The following is a 19,077-nucleotide window of genomic DNA, read 5'->3' on the forward strand; positions in this document are numbered from 1 at the left end:
GGGCGCCCTTAACTGAACGCTCCTGCCCTAATTGGAAACGCTATGAAGCAGTTACTCGATTTTCTTCCCCTGGTAGTTTTCTTCATCTTTTACAAGCTGTACGACATTTTTGTGGCATCTGGCGCACTCATTGTTGCGACTGGCCTGGCGCTGGTCGTCAGCTGGGTGCTGTATCGTAAGCTGGAAAAGATGACCATTTTTACCTTCGTGCTGGTAGCCGTTTTTGGCACGCTAACGCTGGTGTTCCATAACGATGAGTTCATCAAATGGAAAGTCACCGTGATCTACTCCTTGTTCGCACTGGCGCTGCTTTATAGCCAGTGGTTCATGAAACAACCGTTGATCCAAAGCATGCTAGGTAAAGAACTACAGCTACCTTCAGGCGTTTGGCGTCATCTCAATATTGCCTGGGCGATTTTTTTCCTCGCTTGCGGTCTGGCAAATATTTATGTTGCGTTTTGGTTATCGCAGGAGTTTTGGGTTAACTTTAAAGTGTTCGGTCTGACCGGCCTGACCCTACTCTTCACCCTGCTAAGCGGCGTATATATCTGGCGACAGATGCCGCAACAAGAACAAAAATAAAGCGACTCCGCCCGATATTGTCGGGCTTCTCTTCACCTGCAGAAGAACTGAGCAATGGAAGAAAAACATAAGTCGCCGCAAGGCGAAATGGTATTGCGCACTCTGGCAATGCCCGCAGATACCAATGCCAATGGCGATATTTTTGGTGGCTGGTTGATGTCGCAGATGGACATGGGCGGCGCCATTAAGGCGAAAGAGATTGCCGAAGGTCGCGTTGTCACCGTGCGCGTTGATGGGATGACATTCCTCAAACCGGTAGCGGTGGGCGATGTGGTGAGTTGCTATGCTCGCTGCATCCGCACCGGCAATAGCTCGATGACCATCAATGTCGAAGTGTGGATTAAGAAAGTTTCGTCTGAACCTATCGGTCAGACTTACTGTGCCACTGAAGCGGTATTTGTCTACGTGGCCGTTGATAACACCGGGCAATCTCGCCCCCTGCCGCCCGGCAGAAGTCATCTAAGCGATGTTTAAAACGCAAAAAGCGGTCATCTGACCGCTTTCTTTTTGCTCATCAATCACATGGTTTTACTCAATATTCGCGCCGCCATTAATACGGAACACGATATTCATGGTCAGATTTTTGCCTGGACGACCGGGTTGATAGCGCCATTTCTTCATAGCCTGTTTCACTTCTCGCTCAAACATATTGCGCGGTTCAGCAGATAAAATCTCCACGTTGTCTACGCGACCATCACTATCCACATCAAACTGCACGCGTACGCGTCCTTCTACGCGTAGCGCAAATGCACGCGCGGGATAAGCGGGCTTACTCACATTCATCGCTTTCGGGCCATCTGAAACGCTTGGGGTCGCAGTCGGATTTGCTTTAGGTGCTGTCGTTGGGCGTGTCTGCGTAGTAGGCGCCTCCTGTTTGACCGGATTTTCCTGTGGCTTCACTTCCTGCCGTGGTTTCGGCTCAGGCTTTTTCTCAACCTTAGGCTTCGGTTTGGGTTTAGGCTTCGGCTTAGGTTCAGGTTTAGGAATGGGCACTGGCTCAACCTTAGGCGGTTCAGGCGCCACTTCTGGCTCTGGTTCGGGCTCTGGCGGCGGCGGTGTCACCTCTGCGGGTGCAGGCTCTGGCTGCACTTCCGGTGCCACAAGGGACACGCTAATTGGCTGTGACGCTTTTGGAACTTCAATGACCTGATGAAAGGATGCATAGAGAATGCCAGCAATCAACGAACCGTGAAGTACCACGGATAAAATTACAGCAACAGGAGTACGTGTAGGAAAAGGCGTAGTCAACGTGGTCATATCATTCATGTTCATTGAGTGAAGCGCAGATTTTAAATGCAAATAGCAATCAGTTTCAATAAGCGATGTGTAAGGCACCCATTTTAAGGCTTTTTTTAACCCTCTTTGCGCTGAATGACAGTGTAAATATCTTTCGTTTGCACTCTGATTAACGATCACTTAACGTGTCACGCAATTTCGGCAAGTCTAACGGGAGTATCCCATCGTGCTTTACGTCATTTATGCGGAAGATACCGCTGATTCACTGGAAAAACGCAATTCGGTACGTCCCGCGCATCTTGCTCGTTTGAAGCTGCTGCAGGATGAAGGCCGTCTGATTGCTGCAGGCCCGCTACCAGCGGTTGATAGTAATGATCCAGGTCCGGCGGGTTTCACCGGCTCCGTGATTATCGCTGAATTCTCCTCACTGGAAGTCGCGGAATCCTGGGCCAAAGATGATCCCTATATCGCAGCAGGCGTCTATGAGAAAGTCGCGGTTAAGCCGTTTAAACGCGTTTTCTGATTTATGTGGCAGCCTGTTTTACTGCTTTTGGCGGTGTTTGTACTCATTGGCAGAGCACTTCTGGTATGGCGTCAGCAAGGCTGGCGCAACGCACGACAGCACATCGTCATGCTGATTGTGCTAGCAGCAGCATTACAGATGGTCAACGTGATCGTGGTGCTACGCGGCGCATAAAGCCGCGTATGCCAATCAGACCATTTGTGAAATAAATAGAATAGAGCGGCGATGTTGTTGCGCTACCTGATGACGAATGGTGTGGATACGTTTGTATCGACGCGATTGCCCTTCCAGCCAGCGAGCACGGCGACGATGTACCTGACGTAACATTCTCCAGCGCGCCACTTCATTTTTGCTGCGTCTCATCACATCCTCTCAGACAGGCTAAACTCGGCAGGGATTATAAAGATCTGCTCCAAAATGCCAAATCGAAACCTTCATCGAAGTGTCATTCACGATTAAAGGTTTCACTACCTGTGATCAGCACGTAAACTTTGCACTTCAAAGCGCGAACAGGATGTCCACTTAATGACCACATTTTATACCCTTATCAGTTGGTTGCTGCTCTTTGGCTACTGGTTGCTGATTGCGGGTGTCACGCTACGCATTCTGATGAAACGGCGCGCGGTGACCTCGGCAATGGCCTGGCTGCTGATCATCTATATATTGCCGCTGGTGGGTATAATCGCTTATCTCTCATTTGGTGAACTGCATTTGGGCAAACGGCGTGCTGAACGTGCCCGCACCATGTGGCCTTCAACCGCTAAATGGCTTAACGATCTTACACAGTGCCGCCACATTTTCGCCACAGAACATAGCGAAGTCGCGCGCTCGTTGTTTGAGCTGTGTCGTCATCGCCAGGGGATTGCCGGCGTTAAAGGCAATCAGTTGCAGTTGCTGACCAGCTCCGATGATGTCATGCATGCGCTGATTCGCGACATCCAGCTGGCGCGCCATAATATCGAGATGGTGTTCTATATCTGGCATCCCGGCGGGTTAGCCGATGAAGTAGCAGAATCACTGATGGCTGCATCGCGGCGCGGCGTACATTGCCGCTTAATGCTGGATTCAGCCGGTAGCGTCACCTTCTTCCGCAGCCCGTGGGTCAATATGATGCGCAATGCGGGCATCGATGTGGTTGAAGCGCTTCAGGTAAGCCTGCTACGTGTGTTCCTGCGTCGTATGGATTTACGCCAGCATCGGAAAGTGGTGCTAATCGATAACTACATCGCCTACACCGGCAGCATGAATCTGGTCGATCCACGCTTCTTTAAGCAGGATGCCGGTGTCGGACAGTGGATCGATCTGATGGCACGCATGGAAGGTCCCGTGGCCACCACTATGGGCATTGTGTATGCCTGCGACTGGGAAATTGAAACGGGTAAACGTATTCTGCCGCCGGCACCTGATGCGAATGTCATGCCATTCGAGCAGGAAAGTGGCCATACCATTCAGGTGATCGCCTCCGGTCCCGGCTTTCCGGAAGATATGATTCATCAGGCACTGCTCACCGCGGTTTACTCAGCACGTGAGCAGTTGATCATGACAACGCCCTACTTCGTACCCAGCGATGACTTGCTGCACGCCATCTGCACCGCTGCATTACGTGGGGTTGAAGTCAGCATTATTGTACCGCGCCACAATGATTCGTTGCTGGTTGGTTGGGCTAGCCGCGCCTTCTTCACCGAACTGCTCGAAGCAGGCGTGAAAATTTATCAGTTCGAAGATGGCTTATTGCATACCAAAAGCGTTCTGGTGGATGGGCAACTGAGTTTAGTGGGCACCGTTAACCTGGATATGCGCAGCCTTTGGCTTAATTTTGAGATCACATTGGTGGTAGATGATGACGGCTTCGGCAGCGATCTCGCCACGGTACAAGATGATTATATCGCCCGCTCACGCTTACTGGATGGTGCGCGCTGGGCGAAACGTGCCTGGTGGCAGCGCATCGTTGAACGACTGTTTTACTTCTTTAGTCCTTTACTGTAAAACGAGCGAAAATATTACCGCCTCACGGCAAGCAGGAATGACCATGGATTTAAATAATCGCCTTACTGAAGATGAAACGCTGGAGCAGGCTTACGATATTTTTCTTGAGCTGGCAGGCGACAACCTTGATCCCGCAGACATCATTCTTTTCAATCTGCAGTTTGAAGAGCGCGGGGGCGCAGAGCTTTTCGATCCTTCTGAAGATTGGCAGGAACATGTGGATTTCGATCTGAACCCCGACTTCTTCGCTGAAGTGGTGATTGGATTGGGCGAAGCCGATGGCGAGCCGATTACAGATGTGTTCGCGCGCGTACTGCTGTGCCGTGAAAAAGATCACAAGCTCTGCCACATTCTGTGGCGCGAGTAAGTATCCTTTAAAAAAACGCCGGGCATCCACCCGGCGTTTTTATTTATAGCGGATCGACTTTTAAACACGAAACCGCATGGCGGAAGCTGCCTTCCAGCAGCGGCCGCGTTTTTGCACACTCTGGGCCAGCAATCGGGCAACGCGTACGGAATACGCAACCTGATGGCGGATTTATTGGCGACGGTAGTTCCCCTTCCAGCAGCTGGATCTGCTTATTCTTCTCCAGATCAGGGTCAGGAATCGGCACCGCCGACATCAGCGCACGCGTATAAGGATGCTGCGGATTGTTATACACCGCATCGTAGGTGCCCAGCTCCACGGCATGGCCAAGATACATCACCAGTACGCGGTCGGAGATGTGTTTGACCACCGCCAGATCGTGCGCGATAAAGATCAGCGACAGCCCCATTTCGCGCTGCAACTTTTGCAACAAGTTAACGACCTGCGCCTGGATTGACACGTCCAGCGCCGACACGGGTTCATCGCAGATGATCAGTTTCGGCTCAAGGATTAAAGCGCGCGCTATTCCAATACGCTGACACTGACCGCCAGAGAACTCATGCGGATAGCGGTTGATAAGGTTCGGCAGTAAACCGACCTTCATCATCATGCTTTTAACCTTATCCTTTACTTCCTGGCGCGGCATTTTCGGGTAATAGGTGCGTAATGGTTCAGCAATGATATCGCCGATGGTCATACGCGGGTTAAGCGACGCCAGCGGATCCTGGAAGATCATCTGGATATCGCTGCGTGCCTGGCGCCACTCTTCCTGGCTTTGCCCCAGCAGATCGCGACCGAGCCACGCTACGCGTCCCTCAGTGGCTTTTACCAGCCCGATAATTGCGCGAGCCAGCGTAGATTTTCCGCAGCCGGACTCGCCTACAACGCCGAGCGTTTCACCTTCGTAGAGACGCAAGCTGACACCATCAACTGCTTTTAGCGTGTGAGGCGGCTGCCAGAACCACTGTTTGCCATCCTTAATTTCGAAGTGCACCTTAAGATCGGCGATCTCGAGGAGGACTTTTTTCTCTTCAACTACGGCACTCATACTAACTCCTCCACCGGCTTGAAGCAGGCACGCAGACGACCTTCAGCAAAAGGTTCCAGCGGCGGTGCCTTGGCGCAAATGTCCATGGCGTAGGCGCAACGAGGCTGGAATGGACAGCCTTGTGGTAAGCGCAGCAGGTTTGGCGGGTTGCCAGGAATAGTGGTCAGCGACTCACCTTCTTCGGCATCCAGACGTGGCACTGCACTCAGCAGGCCAATTGAATACGGATGCGCAGGCTGATAGAACACATCGCGCGCGCGACCATATTCCATCGTTCGACCGGCGTACATCACCAGCACTTTGTCACAGATTCCCGCTACGACACCGAGATCGTGGGTAATCATCACGATCGCGGTGTTGAATTCGCGCTTAAGCTCATTCAGCAACGTCATGATTTGCGCCTGAACAGTCACGTCGAGCGCGGTGGTGGGCTCATCAGCAATCAGCAGTTTTGGCCGACACAGTAGCGCCATCGCAATCATTACACGCTGGCGCATACCACCAGAGAACTCGTGCGGGAACATCTTCATGCGTTTACGTGCTTCCGGCATTTTCACTGCGTCCAGCATACGCACTGACTCTTCAAACGCCTGTGCGCTGTTCATGCCCTTATGTAACTTCAGCACTTCCATTAACTGCTCACCCACGCGCATATAGGGATTGAGCGAGGTCATCGGATCCTGGAAGATCATCGAAATCTGCTCAGCACGCAGCTTGTTGAGCTTGTTTTCCGGCAGATTAAGGATCTCTTCGCCGTTAAACTTCGCCGAACCGCCTATACGACCATTTTTCGCCAGCAGCCCCATCAGGGCAAACGCAGTTTGCGATTTACCTGAGCCAGATTCCCCCACAATTCCAAGCGTTTCACCCGCATGCAGTGAAAAGTTGAGATCGTTCACAGCTGTTACATCGCCATCATGAGTACTAAAGGTGACACGCAAATCTTTTACATCCAGTAGCAGGTTACCGTTTCCCGCACGCGCAGCTATTGCTGGCTGAAATTCATGGATAGTCATCGGGAAACTCCTTAACGATCTTTCGGGTCGAGGGCATCACGCAAGCCATCGCCGATAAAGTTAAAACAGAACAGCGTGACCACAAGGAAGCCTGCAGGGAACATTAGTAACCACGGCGACACTTCCATTGAGTTAGCACCGTCGCTAAGCAGCGCGCCCCAACTACTCAGGGGCTCTTGCGTACCGAGTCCGAGGAAACTGAGGAAAGATTCAAACAGAATCATGCTCGGAACCAGCAGCGAGGCGTACACCACCACCACACCCAGCACATTAGGCACGATGTGACGCAGTACGATATTGAAAGTACTCACGCCCCCTACCTGCGCCGCTTCGATAAACTCTTTACGTTTCAGGCCCAGCGTCTGACCGCGCACGATACGCGCCATATCCAGCCACGACACCATGCCAATCGCCACAAAGATCAGCAGAATGTTACGTCCAAAGAAGGTTACGAGCAGGATGACGAAGAACATAAACGGGAAGGAGTTGAGGATCTCGAGGATACGCATCATGACTGAGTCAATTTTACCGCCCAGATAACCGGCTAATGAGCCATAGAGCGTGCCCACCAGTACCGCGATCAAGGCGGAAGCGATGCCGACCATCAGCGAGATACGGCCACCAATCGCGACGCGCACCAGCAGATCGCGTCCCGATGAGTCGGTACCAAACCAGTGGCCAGAAACCGTATCCGGCGCAGCAGACATCATCGCCCAGTCGGTATCGTCATATTTGAACTGCGACAACATAGGTGCAAACACTACGAACAGCGTGATTACTAGTAACACCAACAGACTGATGAACGCAGCACGGTTGTGAATAAAGCGGCGACGCGCATCCTGCCAGAGGCTGCGCCCTTCGACTTCCAGTTTTTCACTGAAGGCATCCAGAGCTTCGCTGTTTTTCTTACTTAACATCATGGGCGAGCTCCACAATCAGTAACGGATTTTTGGATCGATAACGGCATAGAGCACATCAACGATCGCGTTAAACAGAATGGTCAGAACGCCAACCAGAATGGTTAGACTCATCACCAGCGAATAGTCTCGGTTCAGTGCCCCGTTAACGAACAGCTGACCGATGCCAGGCAAACCATAGATAGATTCAATCACCATTGAACCGGTGATAATGCCGACAAATGCTGGCCCCATGTAGGATAAGACTGGCAGCATAGCGGGCTTCAGCGCATGGCGCAGCACGATACGACGCAGCGGCAAGCCTTTAGCGCGTGCTGTACGGATGAAGTTTGAGTGCATCACTTCAATCATCGAACCGCGGGTAATACGCGCGATGCTGGCAATATAGGCCAATGAGAGCGCCACCATCGGCAGCAGCATGTAATTCCATTGGCCGCCGTTCCAGCCGCCGCCAGGCAGCCAGCGTAGGGTTATCGCAAAGACCAGCACCAGTAATGGTGCCACGACAAAGCTGGGGATCACCACGCCGGTCATCGCGACCCCCATCACGGCATAATCCCACAGACTGTTTTGCTTTAAGGCCGCGATGACGCCGGCCGTCACGCCCAGCACCACGGCGAGGAAAAATGCCGCCAGGCCGAGTTTGGCTGAAACCGGGAAGGCATGGCCTACCAGATAATTCACCGAGTAATCTTTGTATTTGAACGATGGCCCAAAATCACCGTGTGCTAACTGCACCAGATAGCTCAGGTATTGTTTGCCTATCGGATCGTTGAGATGGTATTTCGCTTCGATATTTGCCATCACCTCTGGCGAAAGCACACGCTCGCCGGTAAATGGACTGCCGGGTGCCAGTCGCATCATGAAGAAAGAGATGGTGATGAGAATAAATAGCGTCGGGATGGCTTCGAGGAGCCGACGCAGGATGAATTTTAACATTGCCGTACCTACCAGGCTGTTGCTTCACAAATTAAAAAGGCGGTGCCGCAGCACCGCCACTGTCGATAGCCTGAGTGCTATTAATGTTTAATGATATACAGGTTTTTATCGACGGTTTTATCCAGCGGATCGTTACCGGTATAACCACCCACGTAAGGCTTCACCAGACGTGCGTTGACATAGTAGTAAACTGGCACGATGGTGCTGTCTTTATCCAGAATCTGCTCTGCCTTCTGATAATCCGCTACACGCGCCTTATCGTCTGTGGCTTTAACGGCATCGTGGATAACTTTATCGAAGTCAGCGCTCTTATAATGTGAGGTGTTACTGCTGCTGTCAGACAGCATGATGTTCAGGAACGATGTGGGTTCGTTGTAATCGGCACACCATGCGGCACGGGAAACATCAAAGTTGCCCTGATGGCGCGTATCCAGGAAGGTTTTCCACTCCTGGTTCTCAAGCTTGATGTTCACACCGATATTTTTCTTCCAGATAGAAGAAGCGGCGATCGCTAGTTTTTTATGCAGATCGGAGGTGTTGTACAGCAGATTGAAGGTCAGCGGTTTATCTGCGGTATAACCCGCTTCAGCCAGCAGTTTTTTCGCTTCTTCATTACGCTTGTTCTGATCCCACTTGAACCAATCTGGTGGCAACAGTTCCATACCATCGGTGGCTGGCGGAGTAAAGCTGTAAGCCGGCTGCTGGCCTTGAGCCAACACTTTGTTCACCATGATGTCACGATCCAGACCAAGCTTCAGTGCGGTACGTACGCGTGGATCGGTGAACGGGGCTTTCTGGTTGTTAATTTCGTAGTAGTAGGTGCAGAGATACGGCTTCACCATCAACTCTTTGCCATTATCACGCTGCAGCTTTTTGAACAGCTCGATGGGCATGTTGTTATAAGTGATATCGCTGCCGTTTTCAGAGAAGTAACGGTTAACATCACTGACTTCGGAGTTGATAGGCAGGAACGTCACTTTGTTCAATACGGTGTGCTCGTTATCCCAATATTGCGGATTACGCACCAGCGTCACACGCTCGTTAATTACGTGTGATTCAAGTTTAAAGGCGCCATTGCCCACCCAGTTTTGCGGTTGGGTCCACTGATCGCCAAATTTTTCGATGGCGGGTTTATATACCGGAGACATGACGGAGTTAATCAGCAACTTGTAGAAGTACGGCACCGGCTCGCTCAGCGTCACTTCCAACGTATGATCATCAATTGCTTTGACACCAAGATCGGAGGTTGGCTTTTTGCCAGCGATGATGTCATCAACATTCACGATGTGGCCATATTGTGGATAGCTAGCGTACGGGGATGCGGTTTTTGGATCGACCAGACGCTGCCAGCTGTAAACGAAATCTTGTGCGGTTACCGGCTCACCATTAGACCACTTAGCGTTCTTGCGCAGATGGAAGGTCCAGACTTTATAATCTTTATTTTCCCAGCTTTCAGCCACGCCCGGTACCGGCTTGCCATCGCTATCGCTGGTGATCAGGCCTTCATATAGGTCACGCGCGATGTTGTCTTCAGGCACACCTTCAATTTTGTGTGGATCCAGCGACTGTACCTCATCGCCGTTACCGCGGACCAACTCCTGTTTTGCTGCCAATTCAACGCCTGCTGGCACTGTTGCTGCCAGCGCGGCATTCCCTGCCAGCGCGCCGATTGCTGCTAATACGCCTGCAGCAATCAGGCTTTTTTTCGTGATGTTGTTCATTATTACGCTCCAGTTTTATTATCTTTACCAGGTCGATTCATCGCCTGGCGTCCCCTTTTCGGGTGGTCTTCGCCTGTCTGAACGAAGACCCGAATCACCCTTTAGGGTTTACCACGGTAAAGTGCCGTCCGACTGTAGCGTCGGATCGATACATTACTCAATGTTTCTTTATGTAATAGTATTTCAACGCCAGCATATCCTGCGGGTCTTTACCGGTGAAGCCGCCAACCCAAGGCTTAACCAGTCTCACGCTAACGCGGTAATAGACTGGCACAATGGGCGAGTCTTTATCGAGTTGCGCTTCCGCCTGCTGATAAAGCGAGGCACGGCCTGCTTCATCCGAATGCGTGAGTGTTTGCTTCATTAATTGATCAAATTCTGGGCTGTTATAAAAGGCCGTATTAATCGACGAACCGCTTAATAACATATTCAGGAAAGTTGACGGTTCGTTATAATCGGCGCACCAGGTTGCACGGACCACGTCGTACTGCGCCTGATGCCGCGTTTCAAGTAGTGTTTTCCACTCCTGATTCTGTAATGTGATCACAGCACCGAGATTCTTTTGCCACATTGATGCTGCAGCAATCGCCTGCCTCTTATTCTGCTCAGATGTGTTATACAACAGCGTAAAACGCAGCGGATTTTGTGGGTTAAAACCCGCCTGCGCTAATAATTCTTTCGCCGTGGCATTTCGCTCTGCCTGGGTTTGTTGTGCCCAGGCAGGAGGAGAGAGTGTAATGCCGTGGGTGAACGGCGGTGTTAAGCCATAGGCAGGAATTTGTCCTTGCCCCATAATTTTTTGCGCAATTATGTCGCGGTCAAGTGTTAACTTCAAAGCGGCACGCACGCGCCCATCATTGAAAGGCGCTTTTTTATTATTAATTTCATAGTAAAACGTGCATAAAAGAGGGCTGACTTTGACCTCGTCGCCGAGATCCTGCTGCAGTTTTTTAAACATCTCTGGCGGGACCGCGCTGTTAGTCATATCGGTCCCCCCGCTGCGATAGCGATTAATATCACTATTTTCCGAGGAGAGCGGTAAAAACACACCCTCCTCGATTACGGTATGTGCATTATCCCAATAGTCAGGATTGCGTTTAACCACGATTTTTTCATTCACCACCCATTCACTTAATGTAAAAGCGCCATTGCCTATATAGTGATTCGGCTGTGTCCACTGCTCACCCCACTGCTCAATGGCCGGACGATAAACCGGTTTCATGGCACTGTGCGCCAGCATGGCAACAAAATAGGGAACGGGTTCAGAAAGGGTAACCTGAAGGTGATGGTCGTCGAGAGCTTTAACGCCGAGTTCACCAGGCGCAGCTTTGCCAGATAGAACAGCGTCAATATTTTCAAGGTGTGCTGTTTGCAAATAGCTGGCATAGGGCGACGCGGTTTTAGGATCGGCCAGACGCTGCCAGCTATAAACGAAGTCATGCGCGGTTACCGGTTCGCCATTACTCCATCGCGCATCGTTGCGCAGCGTAAAAGTCCAAATACGGCCGTTGTCACTTTGCCACGAACTGGCGACGCCTGGCACCAGTTGTCCGTTATTGTCGGTTTCAACGAGCCCTTCCAGTAAATTACGCATGACATTCGATTCAGGCACGCCTTCTGCCTTTTGCGGATCTAATGTTGCTACTTCACTGCCATTATTAATAACAATCCGTTGCACATCTGATAATGGGGTACCAGCCGGGATTTGTGCTGCCTGGCTCTGTGCCACTATTCCCGCAAGGCATAAGGCTAGCACCGAAGGTGCAGCCATTTTCGCTACCATGCATTTCATCAACAAATATCAACCTTACTCATAAGCCTGATAGGATGTAAGCAAAAAGCGTACACATTTGTCGCTATCAGATAAAAAATTTGTGGATGAGCCGAAATTATCAGAACCGTTGCCCGCGCGCCAAAGCTAAACTGCAAAAATGTTAGCAGATTCTCTTTTATCACGATCGGACATGCAGTGAAAGAGTTAATTTTTATCCAGAATTATCATCTAATTTTTTGATTTTAAAATAATTTTTGATGATTTTGCATGTAATCTATCCATCTTAGCTATTTTTTAATAAGTTATTCCAATATAACCATATAACTCCTCATCATCCCTACTATTCGTTATTGAATTGGCGAATAACCTTTTAGACATGCTAATTAGTACGAATTAGGCAGAAGATTTATCTGTGATAATTATAACAATATTGAAGCGCTTTTAGATGCGGGCTACAAAAGTTAGTAGTAAAAGTGATGATGGCTGCGATGACTTTAGCAACAAGAATAAAATAACCAAAATGGTGCAATTAATCACTTGCGCGCACCATTTTGGGTCAAGCATGCGGCGTTACAAAAAAATAAATGTGGGGTCAGTTAAGGAGTCCAGGAAAAATCGATTTCATGCCAGTTACGATAAACTCGATACCTAAAGCCATTAATAATAAGCCCATGATACGCGTAATGACGTTAATCCCCGTTTGACCAAGTAACCGAACCATTAAAGGTGCAGCACGAAAAAGAAGCCAACAGCTAAAAGCAAAAATGGCAATCGCAATACTTAAGCCAAGTAAATTTTGCCAACTGTTATAGCGCGTGCTCCAGACGATGGTTGAACTTATCGCACCGGGCCCCGCCATTAATGGTAAGGCCAGTGGCACCACGCCAATACTTTCACGAATGGCGCTCTCAGACTTCTCCTGCTTATTTTGCTTATCTTCCCCGAGCTTCCCGCTGATCATCGACATCGCTATGGTGACAACCAAGATTCCCCCCGCAATACGGAACGAATCAATTGAGATACCAAAGACATGTAAAATGCCATCCCCGAGAAAAAGGGAAGTCCAGAGAATGATGGCGACGGCCAAATTTGCCGTAAGATTGGTTTTGTTGCGCTCCGCTACACCCTGGTAGCTGGTCATACTGATAAAAACCGGGATGATGCCCACCGGATTCACTAAGGCAAACAACCCGACAAAAAACTTAATGTAGCCGGAAAGATCGAGTAGTACGGGATTCAAAGTGGGCTCCGGTAAGGTCTGAATTAAAAATCGCGCTTAATGTAGTGCAAAAGCCGGGCGTAAAACCAGAGGTAAAGGCAGAAAATTATGCTACCTGTCGCGGTCATAACCAGTTTATCTGACTGCTGTTACTCAAAAGTTATAACGATGCAGCTTCAGCGTTCAGAGAATGTGGCAAAGCACACTAACTTTACTTGCGAAAGTTAGTGCTGAAAGGTGTCAGCTTGGGTTCGAATTGATCCAAATCATTATTTACCTACCTCAACAGGGGTAATCTTACCCCATCGAAACCACTTCCGGAGCGCTTAGGCATCTTGACCAGGAAACCCTTTTAGTAAGCAAAGACAATACAGTCGTTAACTTGAGCAATTTATAAGCTTAACGTGACTATACTTCTGGATCAGGCTTGTTTACTAAAAGAGTTTAACTTCCTTCAGGAGAGCACTATGGCCGTTACTAATGTTGCCGAACTTAATGCACTGGTAGAGCGTGTTAAAAAGGCACAGCGTGAATTCGCTAATTTTAGTCAGGAACAAGTGGATGCAATTTTCCGCGCTGCCGCCCTCGCCGCTGCAGATGCCCGTATTCCACTGGCCAAAATGGCCGTCGCCGAATCTGGCATGGGTATTGTTGAAGATAAAGTGATCAAAAACCACTTCGCTTCAGAGTACATTTACAATGCCTATAAAGATGAAAAGACCTGCGGTATCCTTGCAACCGACGATACCTTTGGCACCATCACCATTGCCGAACCCATTGGCTTAATCTGCGGTATTGTACCCACCACTAACCCAACTTCTACTGCTATTTTCAAGGCGTTGATTAGCCTGAAAACCCGTAATGGCATCATCTTTTCCCCACATCCGCGCGCAAAAGATGCCACGAATAAAGCGGCTGATATTGTTCTGCAAGCTGCAATCGCTGCAGGTGCACCGAAAGACATCATTGGCTGGATTGATGCCCCATCGGTTGAACTGTCGAATCAATTAATGCATCACCCAGATATCAATTTAATCCTTGCCACCGGTGGTCCAGGCATGGTGAAGGCGGCGTATAGCTCTGGCAAACCTGCCATTGGCGTTGGCGCGGGCAATACCCCAGTCGTGATTGATGAAACAGCCGACATTAAACGTGCAGTTGCATCAATTCTGATGTCGAAAACCTTTGATAACGGCGTGATTTGTGCTTCTGAACAATCTGTCATTGTGGTTGATTCAGCATATGACGCTGTACGTGAACGCTTTGAGAGCCACGGTGGTTACCTGTTGCAGGGCCAGGAGCTGAAGGCCGTTCAGGACATTATCCTGAAAAATGGTGCATTGAATGCCGCCATTGTAGGACAGCCGGCAGCGAAAATTGCCGAACTGGCGGGGATTACCGTACCGGCAAACACCAAAATTCTTATTGGTGAAGTGAAGCTGGTGGACGAGTCTGAACCGTTTGCGCATGAAAAATTATCACCGACATTAGCCATGTATCGCGCTAAGGATTACCACGACGCCGTTGATAAAGCGGAAAAACTGGTAACTATGGGTGGTATTGGACATACCTCATGTCTGTATACCGACCAGGATAATCAGATTGAGCGCGTACACTACTTCGGCGATAAAATGAAAACCGCTCGTATTCTTATCAATACCCCAGCGTCACAAGGCGGTATCGGTGACCTGTATAACTTCAAGCTGGCTCCGTCACTGACACTGGGCTGCGGTTCATGGGGGGGTAACTCCATTTCTGAAAACGTGGGACCTAAACATCTCATCAACAAGAAAACCGTGGCCAAGCGAGCTGAAAATATGTTGTGGCATAAACTTCCGAAGTCTATCTACTTCCGTCGCGGCTCACTGCCGATTGCCCTTGAAGAAGTGGCAACTGACGGAGCTAAACGCGCCTTCATCGTTACTGACCGCTTCCTGTTCAATAACGGTTATGCCGATCAAGTTACTCGCGTACTGAAATCACACGGCATTGAAACCGAAGTGTTCTTTGAAGTTGAGGCAGATCCAACGCTGAGCATTGTGCGTAAAGGCGCGGAACAGATGAACAGTTTCAAACCTGACGTGATCATTGCCCTCGGCGGTGGTTCACCGATGGACGCTGCAAAAATCATGTGGGTCATGTACGAACACCCTGAAACGCATTTTGAAGAGCTGGCGCTGCGCTTTATGGACATCCGTAAACGTATCTATAAGTTCCCAAAAATGGGGGTGAAAGCACGTATGGTTGCCATCACCACCACCTCTGGTACAGGTTCTGAAGTGACTCCATTTGCGGTAGTTACTGATGATGCAACAGGCCAGAAATACCCGCTTGCGGACTATGCACTAACTCCAGACATGGCAATTGTTGATGCTAATCTGGTGATGGATATGCCGCGTTCTCTCTGCGCATTTGGCGGCCTTGATGCGGTGACACACTCACTTGAAGCTTATGTGTCAGTATTAGCCAATGAGTATTCAGATGGTCAGGCACTTCAGGCGCTGAAATTGCTGAAAGAGAACCTGCCTGCCAGCTATCGTGACGGCGCTAAAAATCCGGTTGCACGTGAGCGTGTTCACAATGCAGCGACTATCGCGGGTATTGCGTTTGCTAACGCATTCCTTGGGGTATGTCACTCTATGGCGCATAAACTGGGTTCTGAGTTCCACATCCCGCATGGCCTTGCTAATGCGCTGCTTATCTCAAACGTGATTCGTTATAACGCGAATGACAATCCAACTAAGCAGACGGCTTTCAGCCAGTATGACCGCCCTCAAGCACGCCGTCGTTATGCTGAAGTGGCCGATCATCTGGGACTTTCAGCTGTAGGCGACCGTACCGCGCAGAAAATTGAAAAACTGCTGGCCTGGCTGGAAGAGATGAAAACACAGCTGGGAATTCCAACCTCTATCCGCGAAGCGGGTGTACAGGAAGCTGATTTCCTCGCGAAAGTAGACAAACTGGCAGAAGATGCATTCGATGACCAATGTACTGGCGCCAACCCACGCTATCCGCTGATTGCTGAACTGAAACAAATTATGCTGGATACCTTCTACGGTCGTGAATTCTCTGAGTCTTACAGTGAAAAAGCTGCTGAGACAAAAGCAGAAGTGAAAATCGAGAAGAAAACCAAGAAAGCCTAAATAGTTTTAACTTAAAAAACCCGCTTCGGCGGGTTTTTTCATCTGCCTAAAAACTAAGCCTACGGTTGTTGTGTCCCATATATCGCTCTTAATGAGCCTTCATCAATAGCTTGTTTATAATGTTTGCGGCACACAGAGATATAACGTTCATTGCCACCAATTACGACCTGCTCCCCCTCACTGAAAGGCTTTCCGTTGGCATCGAGGCGTAACACCATGCTAGCTTTACGGCCACAGTGACAGATGGTTTTTAGCTCGACAAGTTTATCAGCCCAAGCCAGTAAATATTGGCTGCCAATAAATAGCTCACCGCGGAAGTCCGTGCGTAAGCCGTAGCACAATACGGGAATATCCAGATTATCTACTACATTAGACAATGCCCTAACCTGTTCTCGCGTGAGGAACTGGCTTTCATCGACCAGCACGCAATGCACGGGTTGCTTAGCATGCTCGTTGGCTATTTCCTGATCCAGTTGCGTGTTAGCGTTATATAAAAAAGCCGGAGACGATAGTCCGATGCGTGAACTGACCTTGCCGGCACCAAAGCGATCATCAATTTCTGCGGTATAAACCAGTGAACGCATACCGCGCTCATGGTAATTATAGGAAGATTGTAGTAGAGCCGTTGATTTACCTGCATTCATCGCAGAGTAATAAAAATAAAGTTGGGCCATTAGAAGGATCTCATCGCAACCTATATTCGTTGCGCCGCAGTTTACCATAAAGTTGTAAAGCTGTAGCGATGCATTATTTTTATCATCTGCTCAATTTAACAACAGCAACACACTCTTTAGATGTCTACATTACGAACATAGCACAATTTGATAAAGTAGTTCATGCGCTAATATTTGATTCATTACTATTACCACTGACGTGAAGGAATTCACGGAATGCCAAGCATACCGTACAAAATCACTACCAAAGAAAGTTACAAAACGCGTAAATATATTTTGCGCAGCGTTCAAAACCCACCTCTATTTTTTAATTTACGTTTTGCTTTTAAATCTGGCTATTGCAGTTATTTTTTTGCACCACTATTATGAGTTGGCAGAACCACTCCCATTTATTATATTTTGAGATTAGGACAATGAGCGAAGCACTTAAAATTCTTAATAATATCCGTACATTGCGCGCACAAGCTCGTGAATGCTCTCTGGAAACATTAGAAGAGATGCTGGAAAAGCTCGAAGTTGTGGTCAACGAGCGTCGTGAAGAAGATTCCCATGCACAAGCGGAAAATGCAGAACGTAATCGCAAACTGGAACAATATCGTGAGATGTTGATTGCGGATGGCATCGATCCAAATGAGCTATTGCAGGCTTTATCTGAAACGAAAGCACCGGGTAAAACCAAGCGTGCTGCTCGTCCAGCTAAATATTCCTATGTTGATGAGAACGGTGACAACCGCACGTGGACCGGTCAGGGACGTACGCCTGCTGTGATTAAAAAAGCTATTGAAGAACAAGGTAAAAAACTGGACGATTTCCTGCTGTAATCTCTCCAGTGCTTCGAATTGTGATTAGTGAAGAGCGCGTTCACTTTACACCAGATAAGAAAAAGGAAGCCAAAGGCTTCCTTTTTTCATAGAGATTTATTGTTGATAGAAGCTTCGGTACCAATCAACAAAATTTTTGACACCCTGCTCTACGCCGGTTTGCGGACGGAAATTAATCGCCTCATAAAGCGGTTGCGTATCAGCACTGGTACTCAACACATCGCCAGGCTGCATTGGCAGCATATTTTTCTTTGCCTCAATTCCCAGCGCTTTTTCCAGCGATTCAATATATGTCATTAAACTGACTGGCTGGCTATTACCAATGTTGTAAACACGATAAGGCGCAGAACTGCTTGCCGGTGAGCCTGCTTCTACAGTCCAGGCTTCATCTGGCTGCGGGATAACATCCTGCAATCTAACAATCGCTTCGGCTATATCATCAATATAGGTAAAGTCGCGGGTCATTTGCCCATTGTTATAAACATCAATTTTCTCACCTGCTAACATCGCACGCGTAAATTTGAAAAGTGCCATATCTGGGCGTCCCCATGGACCATAAACAGTGAAAAAACGTAATCCAGTGGTTGGCAGTTGATAGAGATGCGAATAAGTATGCGACATCAACTCGTTAGCTTTTTTTGTGGCCGCATACAGTGAAACAGGATGGTCAACGGAGTCATCCGTTGAAAAAGGCATTTTGCGGTTCAGACCATAAACTGAACTGGATGAGGCATATAGCAAGTGGCCAATTTTATGATGGCGACAGCCCTCAAGAATATTGAGGTGACCGATTAAATTAGCATCGGCATAAGCGTGGGGATTTTCAATTGAATAACGTACGCCAGCCTGCGCGCCTAAGTGAATTACACGCTCAAATTTGTGTTCTGCGAACAAAGAAGAAATGGCCTGGCGATCCGCCAGGTCCATTTTTACGAATATAAAATTGGGATGTGTAGCATTCTGATCTAAACGGGCCTGCTTAAGGCTGACATCATAGTAGTCATTCAGGTTATCGATACCGACAACCTGGTGACCCACTGCCAGCAAGCGCTGGCTGACGTGAAATCCAATAAAACCTGCCGCGCCGGTGACCAGAAACTTCATACATCCC

Annotated in this window: 19 protein-coding genes; 8 read left to right on the forward strand and 11 right to left on the reverse strand. The window is 49.0% G+C overall.

The features are described 5' to 3' along the window. The first annotated feature begins 42 nt into the window (after positions 1-42). Entirely contained in the window at positions 43-582 is a 540-nt protein-coding gene (locus AC07WB_RS10130) for a septation protein A (protein ID WP_097097189.1), read from the forward strand. Positions 583-636: 54 nt separating this feature from the next. After that, positions 637-1,056, forward strand: a complete 420-nt coding sequence (gene yciA, locus AC07WB_RS10135; RefSeq protein ID WP_097097188.1) for an acyl-CoA thioester hydrolase YciA — start codon at positions 637-639, stop codon at positions 1,054-1,056. 54 nt (positions 1,057-1,110) lie between these two features. Here the strand turns inward: yciA and tonB are convergent, their stop codons facing one another. After that, entirely contained in the window at positions 1,111-1,839 is a 729-nt protein-coding gene (tonB, locus tag AC07WB_RS10140; RefSeq protein WP_176519173.1) for a TonB system transport protein TonB, read from the reverse strand. Between the two features lie 205 nt (positions 1,840-2,044). Here tonB and AC07WB_RS10145 point away from each other — a divergent pair, with 205 nt between their 5' ends. Together AC07WB_RS10145 and AC07WB_RS10150 are read left to right on the forward strand one after the other, a co-directional pair. After that, positions 2,045-2,341 (forward strand): YciI family protein, encoded by a 297-nt coding sequence (locus AC07WB_RS10145; RefSeq protein WP_007892393.1) that lies wholly within the window; start codon positions 2,045-2,047, stop codon positions 2,339-2,341. A gap of 3 nt (positions 2,342-2,344) precedes the next feature. Next, positions 2,345-2,515, forward strand: a complete 171-nt coding sequence (locus tag AC07WB_RS10150; protein ID WP_176519172.1) for a hypothetical protein — start codon at positions 2,345-2,347, stop codon at positions 2,513-2,515. Between the two features lie 15 nt (positions 2,516-2,530). On the opposite strand, the gene AC07WB_RS10155 is transcribed toward AC07WB_RS10150, so the two are convergent. Continuing rightward, on the reverse strand, positions 2,531-2,704 hold the full coding sequence (locus AC07WB_RS10155; protein ID WP_097097186.1) for a YciY family protein: 174 nt from the start codon (positions 2,702-2,704) through the stop codon (positions 2,531-2,533). 162 nt (positions 2,705-2,866) lie between these two features. Here AC07WB_RS10155 and cls point away from each other — a divergent pair, with 162 nt between their 5' ends. Both cls and AC07WB_RS10165 read left to right on the forward strand, forming a co-directional pair. Next, complete coding sequence (cls, locus tag AC07WB_RS10160; RefSeq protein ID WP_097097185.1) at positions 2,867-4,327, forward strand: cardiolipin synthase; 1,461 nt, start codon at positions 2,867-2,869, stop codon at positions 4,325-4,327. 37 nt (positions 4,328-4,364) lie between these two features. Further along, positions 4,365-4,694, forward strand: a complete 330-nt coding sequence (locus AC07WB_RS10165) for an HI1450 family dsDNA-mimic protein (protein WP_196250121.1) — start codon at positions 4,365-4,367, stop codon at positions 4,692-4,694. Between the two features lie 43 nt (positions 4,695-4,737). Here the strand turns inward: AC07WB_RS10165 and oppF are convergent, their stop codons facing one another. The 7 genes from oppF to AC07WB_RS10200 form a co-directional block, all read right to left on the reverse strand. Further along, positions 4,738-5,742, reverse strand: coding sequence for a murein tripeptide/oligopeptide ABC transporter ATP binding protein OppF (gene oppF, locus AC07WB_RS10170; RefSeq protein WP_345829583.1), 1,005 nt, complete (start codon positions 5,740-5,742; stop codon positions 4,738-4,740). Beyond that, positions 5,739-6,758, reverse strand: a complete 1,020-nt coding sequence (locus AC07WB_RS10175; protein ID WP_097097183.1) for an ABC transporter ATP-binding protein — start codon at positions 6,756-6,758, stop codon at positions 5,739-5,741. The genes oppF and AC07WB_RS10175 overlap by 4 nt, the downstream gene beginning before the upstream one ends. An 11-nt stretch (positions 6,759-6,769) precedes the next feature. Continuing rightward, on the reverse strand, positions 6,770-7,678 hold the full coding sequence (gene oppC / locus AC07WB_RS10180; RefSeq protein WP_007892380.1) for an oligopeptide ABC transporter permease OppC: 909 nt from the start codon (positions 7,676-7,678) through the stop codon (positions 6,770-6,772). 15 nt (positions 7,679-7,693) lie between these two features. Beyond that, positions 7,694-8,614, reverse strand: coding sequence for an oligopeptide ABC transporter permease OppB (gene oppB / locus AC07WB_RS10185; RefSeq protein WP_007892378.1), 921 nt, complete (start codon positions 8,612-8,614; stop codon positions 7,694-7,696). Positions 8,615-8,694: 80 nt separating this feature from the next. After that, a complete protein-coding gene (gene oppA / locus AC07WB_RS10190; RefSeq protein ID WP_097097182.1) occupies positions 8,695-10,335 on the reverse strand; it encodes an oligopeptide ABC transporter substrate-binding protein OppA in 1,641 nt (546 codons plus the stop codon). A 157-nt stretch (positions 10,336-10,492) separates the two neighbouring features. Then, on the reverse strand, positions 10,493-12,106 hold the full coding sequence (locus AC07WB_RS10195) for an ABC transporter substrate-binding protein (protein WP_097097707.1): 1,614 nt from the start codon (positions 12,104-12,106) through the stop codon (positions 10,493-10,495). Between the two features lie 595 nt (positions 12,107-12,701). After that, positions 12,702-13,349, reverse strand: coding sequence for a YchE family NAAT transporter (locus AC07WB_RS10200; RefSeq protein ID WP_097097181.1), 648 nt, complete (start codon positions 13,347-13,349; stop codon positions 12,702-12,704). A 446-nt stretch (positions 13,350-13,795) separates the two neighbouring features. On the opposite strand from AC07WB_RS10200, the gene adhE reads away from it, so the two are divergent. After that, positions 13,796-16,471, forward strand: coding sequence for a bifunctional acetaldehyde-CoA/alcohol dehydrogenase (gene adhE, locus AC07WB_RS10205; protein WP_097097180.1), 2,676 nt, complete (start codon positions 13,796-13,798; stop codon positions 16,469-16,471). 59 nt (positions 16,472-16,530) lie between these two features. Here adhE and tdk read toward each other — a convergent pair whose 3' ends face one another. Further along, entirely contained in the window at positions 16,531-17,145 is a 615-nt protein-coding gene (gene tdk / locus AC07WB_RS10210; RefSeq protein ID WP_097097179.1) for a thymidine kinase, read from the reverse strand. 413 nt (positions 17,146-17,558) lie between these two features. Between tdk and hns the strand changes: the two genes are divergently transcribed. Beyond that, complete coding sequence (gene hns / locus AC07WB_RS10215; protein WP_097097178.1) at positions 17,559-17,966, forward strand: histone-like nucleoid-structuring protein H-NS; 408 nt, start codon at positions 17,559-17,561, stop codon at positions 17,964-17,966. A 96-nt stretch (positions 17,967-18,062) separates the two neighbouring features. Here hns and AC07WB_RS10220 read toward each other — a convergent pair whose 3' ends face one another. Then, positions 18,063-19,070: an NAD-dependent epimerase gene (locus AC07WB_RS10220; protein ID WP_097097177.1), complete on the reverse strand. Its 1,008-nt coding sequence runs from the start codon at positions 19,068-19,070 to the stop codon at positions 18,063-18,065. Positions 19,071-19,077 lie beyond the last annotated feature (7 nt).

It is taken from the genome of Pantoea sp. GW821-FHT03E06 (assembly GCF_059420725.1).

Bases quoted from the DNA above. Each gene is read 5' to 3' on its own strand.
- AC07WB_RS10130 (WP_097097189.1), top strand. From the start codon at position 43: ATGAAGCAGTTACTCGATTTTCTTCCCCTGGTAGTTTTCTTCATCTTT.
- yciA (WP_097097188.1), top strand. From the start codon at position 637: ATGGAAGAAAAACATAAGTCGCCGCAAGGCGAAATGGTATTGCGCACT.
- tonB (WP_176519173.1), bottom strand. From the start codon at position 1,839: ATGACCACGTTGACTACGCCTTTTCCTACACGTACTCCTGTTGCTGTA.
- AC07WB_RS10150 (WP_176519172.1), top strand. From the start codon at position 2,345: ATGTGGCAGCCTGTTTTACTGCTTTTGGCGGTGTTTGTACTCATTGGC.
- AC07WB_RS10155 (WP_097097186.1), bottom strand. From the start codon at position 2,704: ATGAGACGCAGCAAAAATGAAGTGGCGCGCTGGAGAATGTTACGTCAG.
- cls (WP_097097185.1), top strand. From the start codon at position 2,867: ATGACCACATTTTATACCCTTATCAGTTGGTTGCTGCTCTTTGGCTAC.
- AC07WB_RS10165 (WP_196250121.1), top strand. From the start codon at position 4,365: ATGACCATGGATTTAAATAATCGCCTTACTGAAGATGAAACGCTGGAG.
- oppF (WP_345829583.1), bottom strand. From the start codon at position 5,742: ATGAGTGCCGTAGTTGAAGAGAAAAAAGTCCTCCTCGAGATCGCCGAT.
- AC07WB_RS10175 (WP_097097183.1), bottom strand. From the start codon at position 6,758: ATGACTATCCATGAATTTCAGCCAGCAATAGCTGCGCGTGCGGGAAAC.
- oppC (WP_007892380.1), bottom strand. From the start codon at position 7,678: ATGATGTTAAGTAAGAAAAACAGCGAAGCTCTGGATGCCTTCAGTGAA.
- oppB (WP_007892378.1), bottom strand. From the start codon at position 8,614: ATGTTAAAATTCATCCTGCGTCGGCTCCTCGAAGCCATCCCGACGCTA.
- oppA (WP_097097182.1), bottom strand. From the start codon at position 10,335: ATGAACAACATCACGAAAAAAAGCCTGATTGCTGCAGGCGTATTAGCA.
- AC07WB_RS10195 (WP_097097707.1), bottom strand. From the start codon at position 12,106: ATGGCTGCACCTTCGGTGCTAGCCTTATGCCTTGCGGGAATAGTGGCA.
- adhE (WP_097097180.1), top strand. From the start codon at position 13,796: ATGGCCGTTACTAATGTTGCCGAACTTAATGCACTGGTAGAGCGTGTT.
- tdk (WP_097097179.1), bottom strand. From the start codon at position 17,145: ATGGCCCAACTTTATTTTTATTACTCTGCGATGAATGCAGGTAAATCA.
- hns (WP_097097178.1), top strand. From the start codon at position 17,559: ATGAGCGAAGCACTTAAAATTCTTAATAATATCCGTACATTGCGCGCA.
- AC07WB_RS10220 (WP_097097177.1), bottom strand. From the start codon at position 19,070: ATGAAGTTTCTGGTCACCGGCGCGGCAGGTTTTATTGGATTTCACGTC.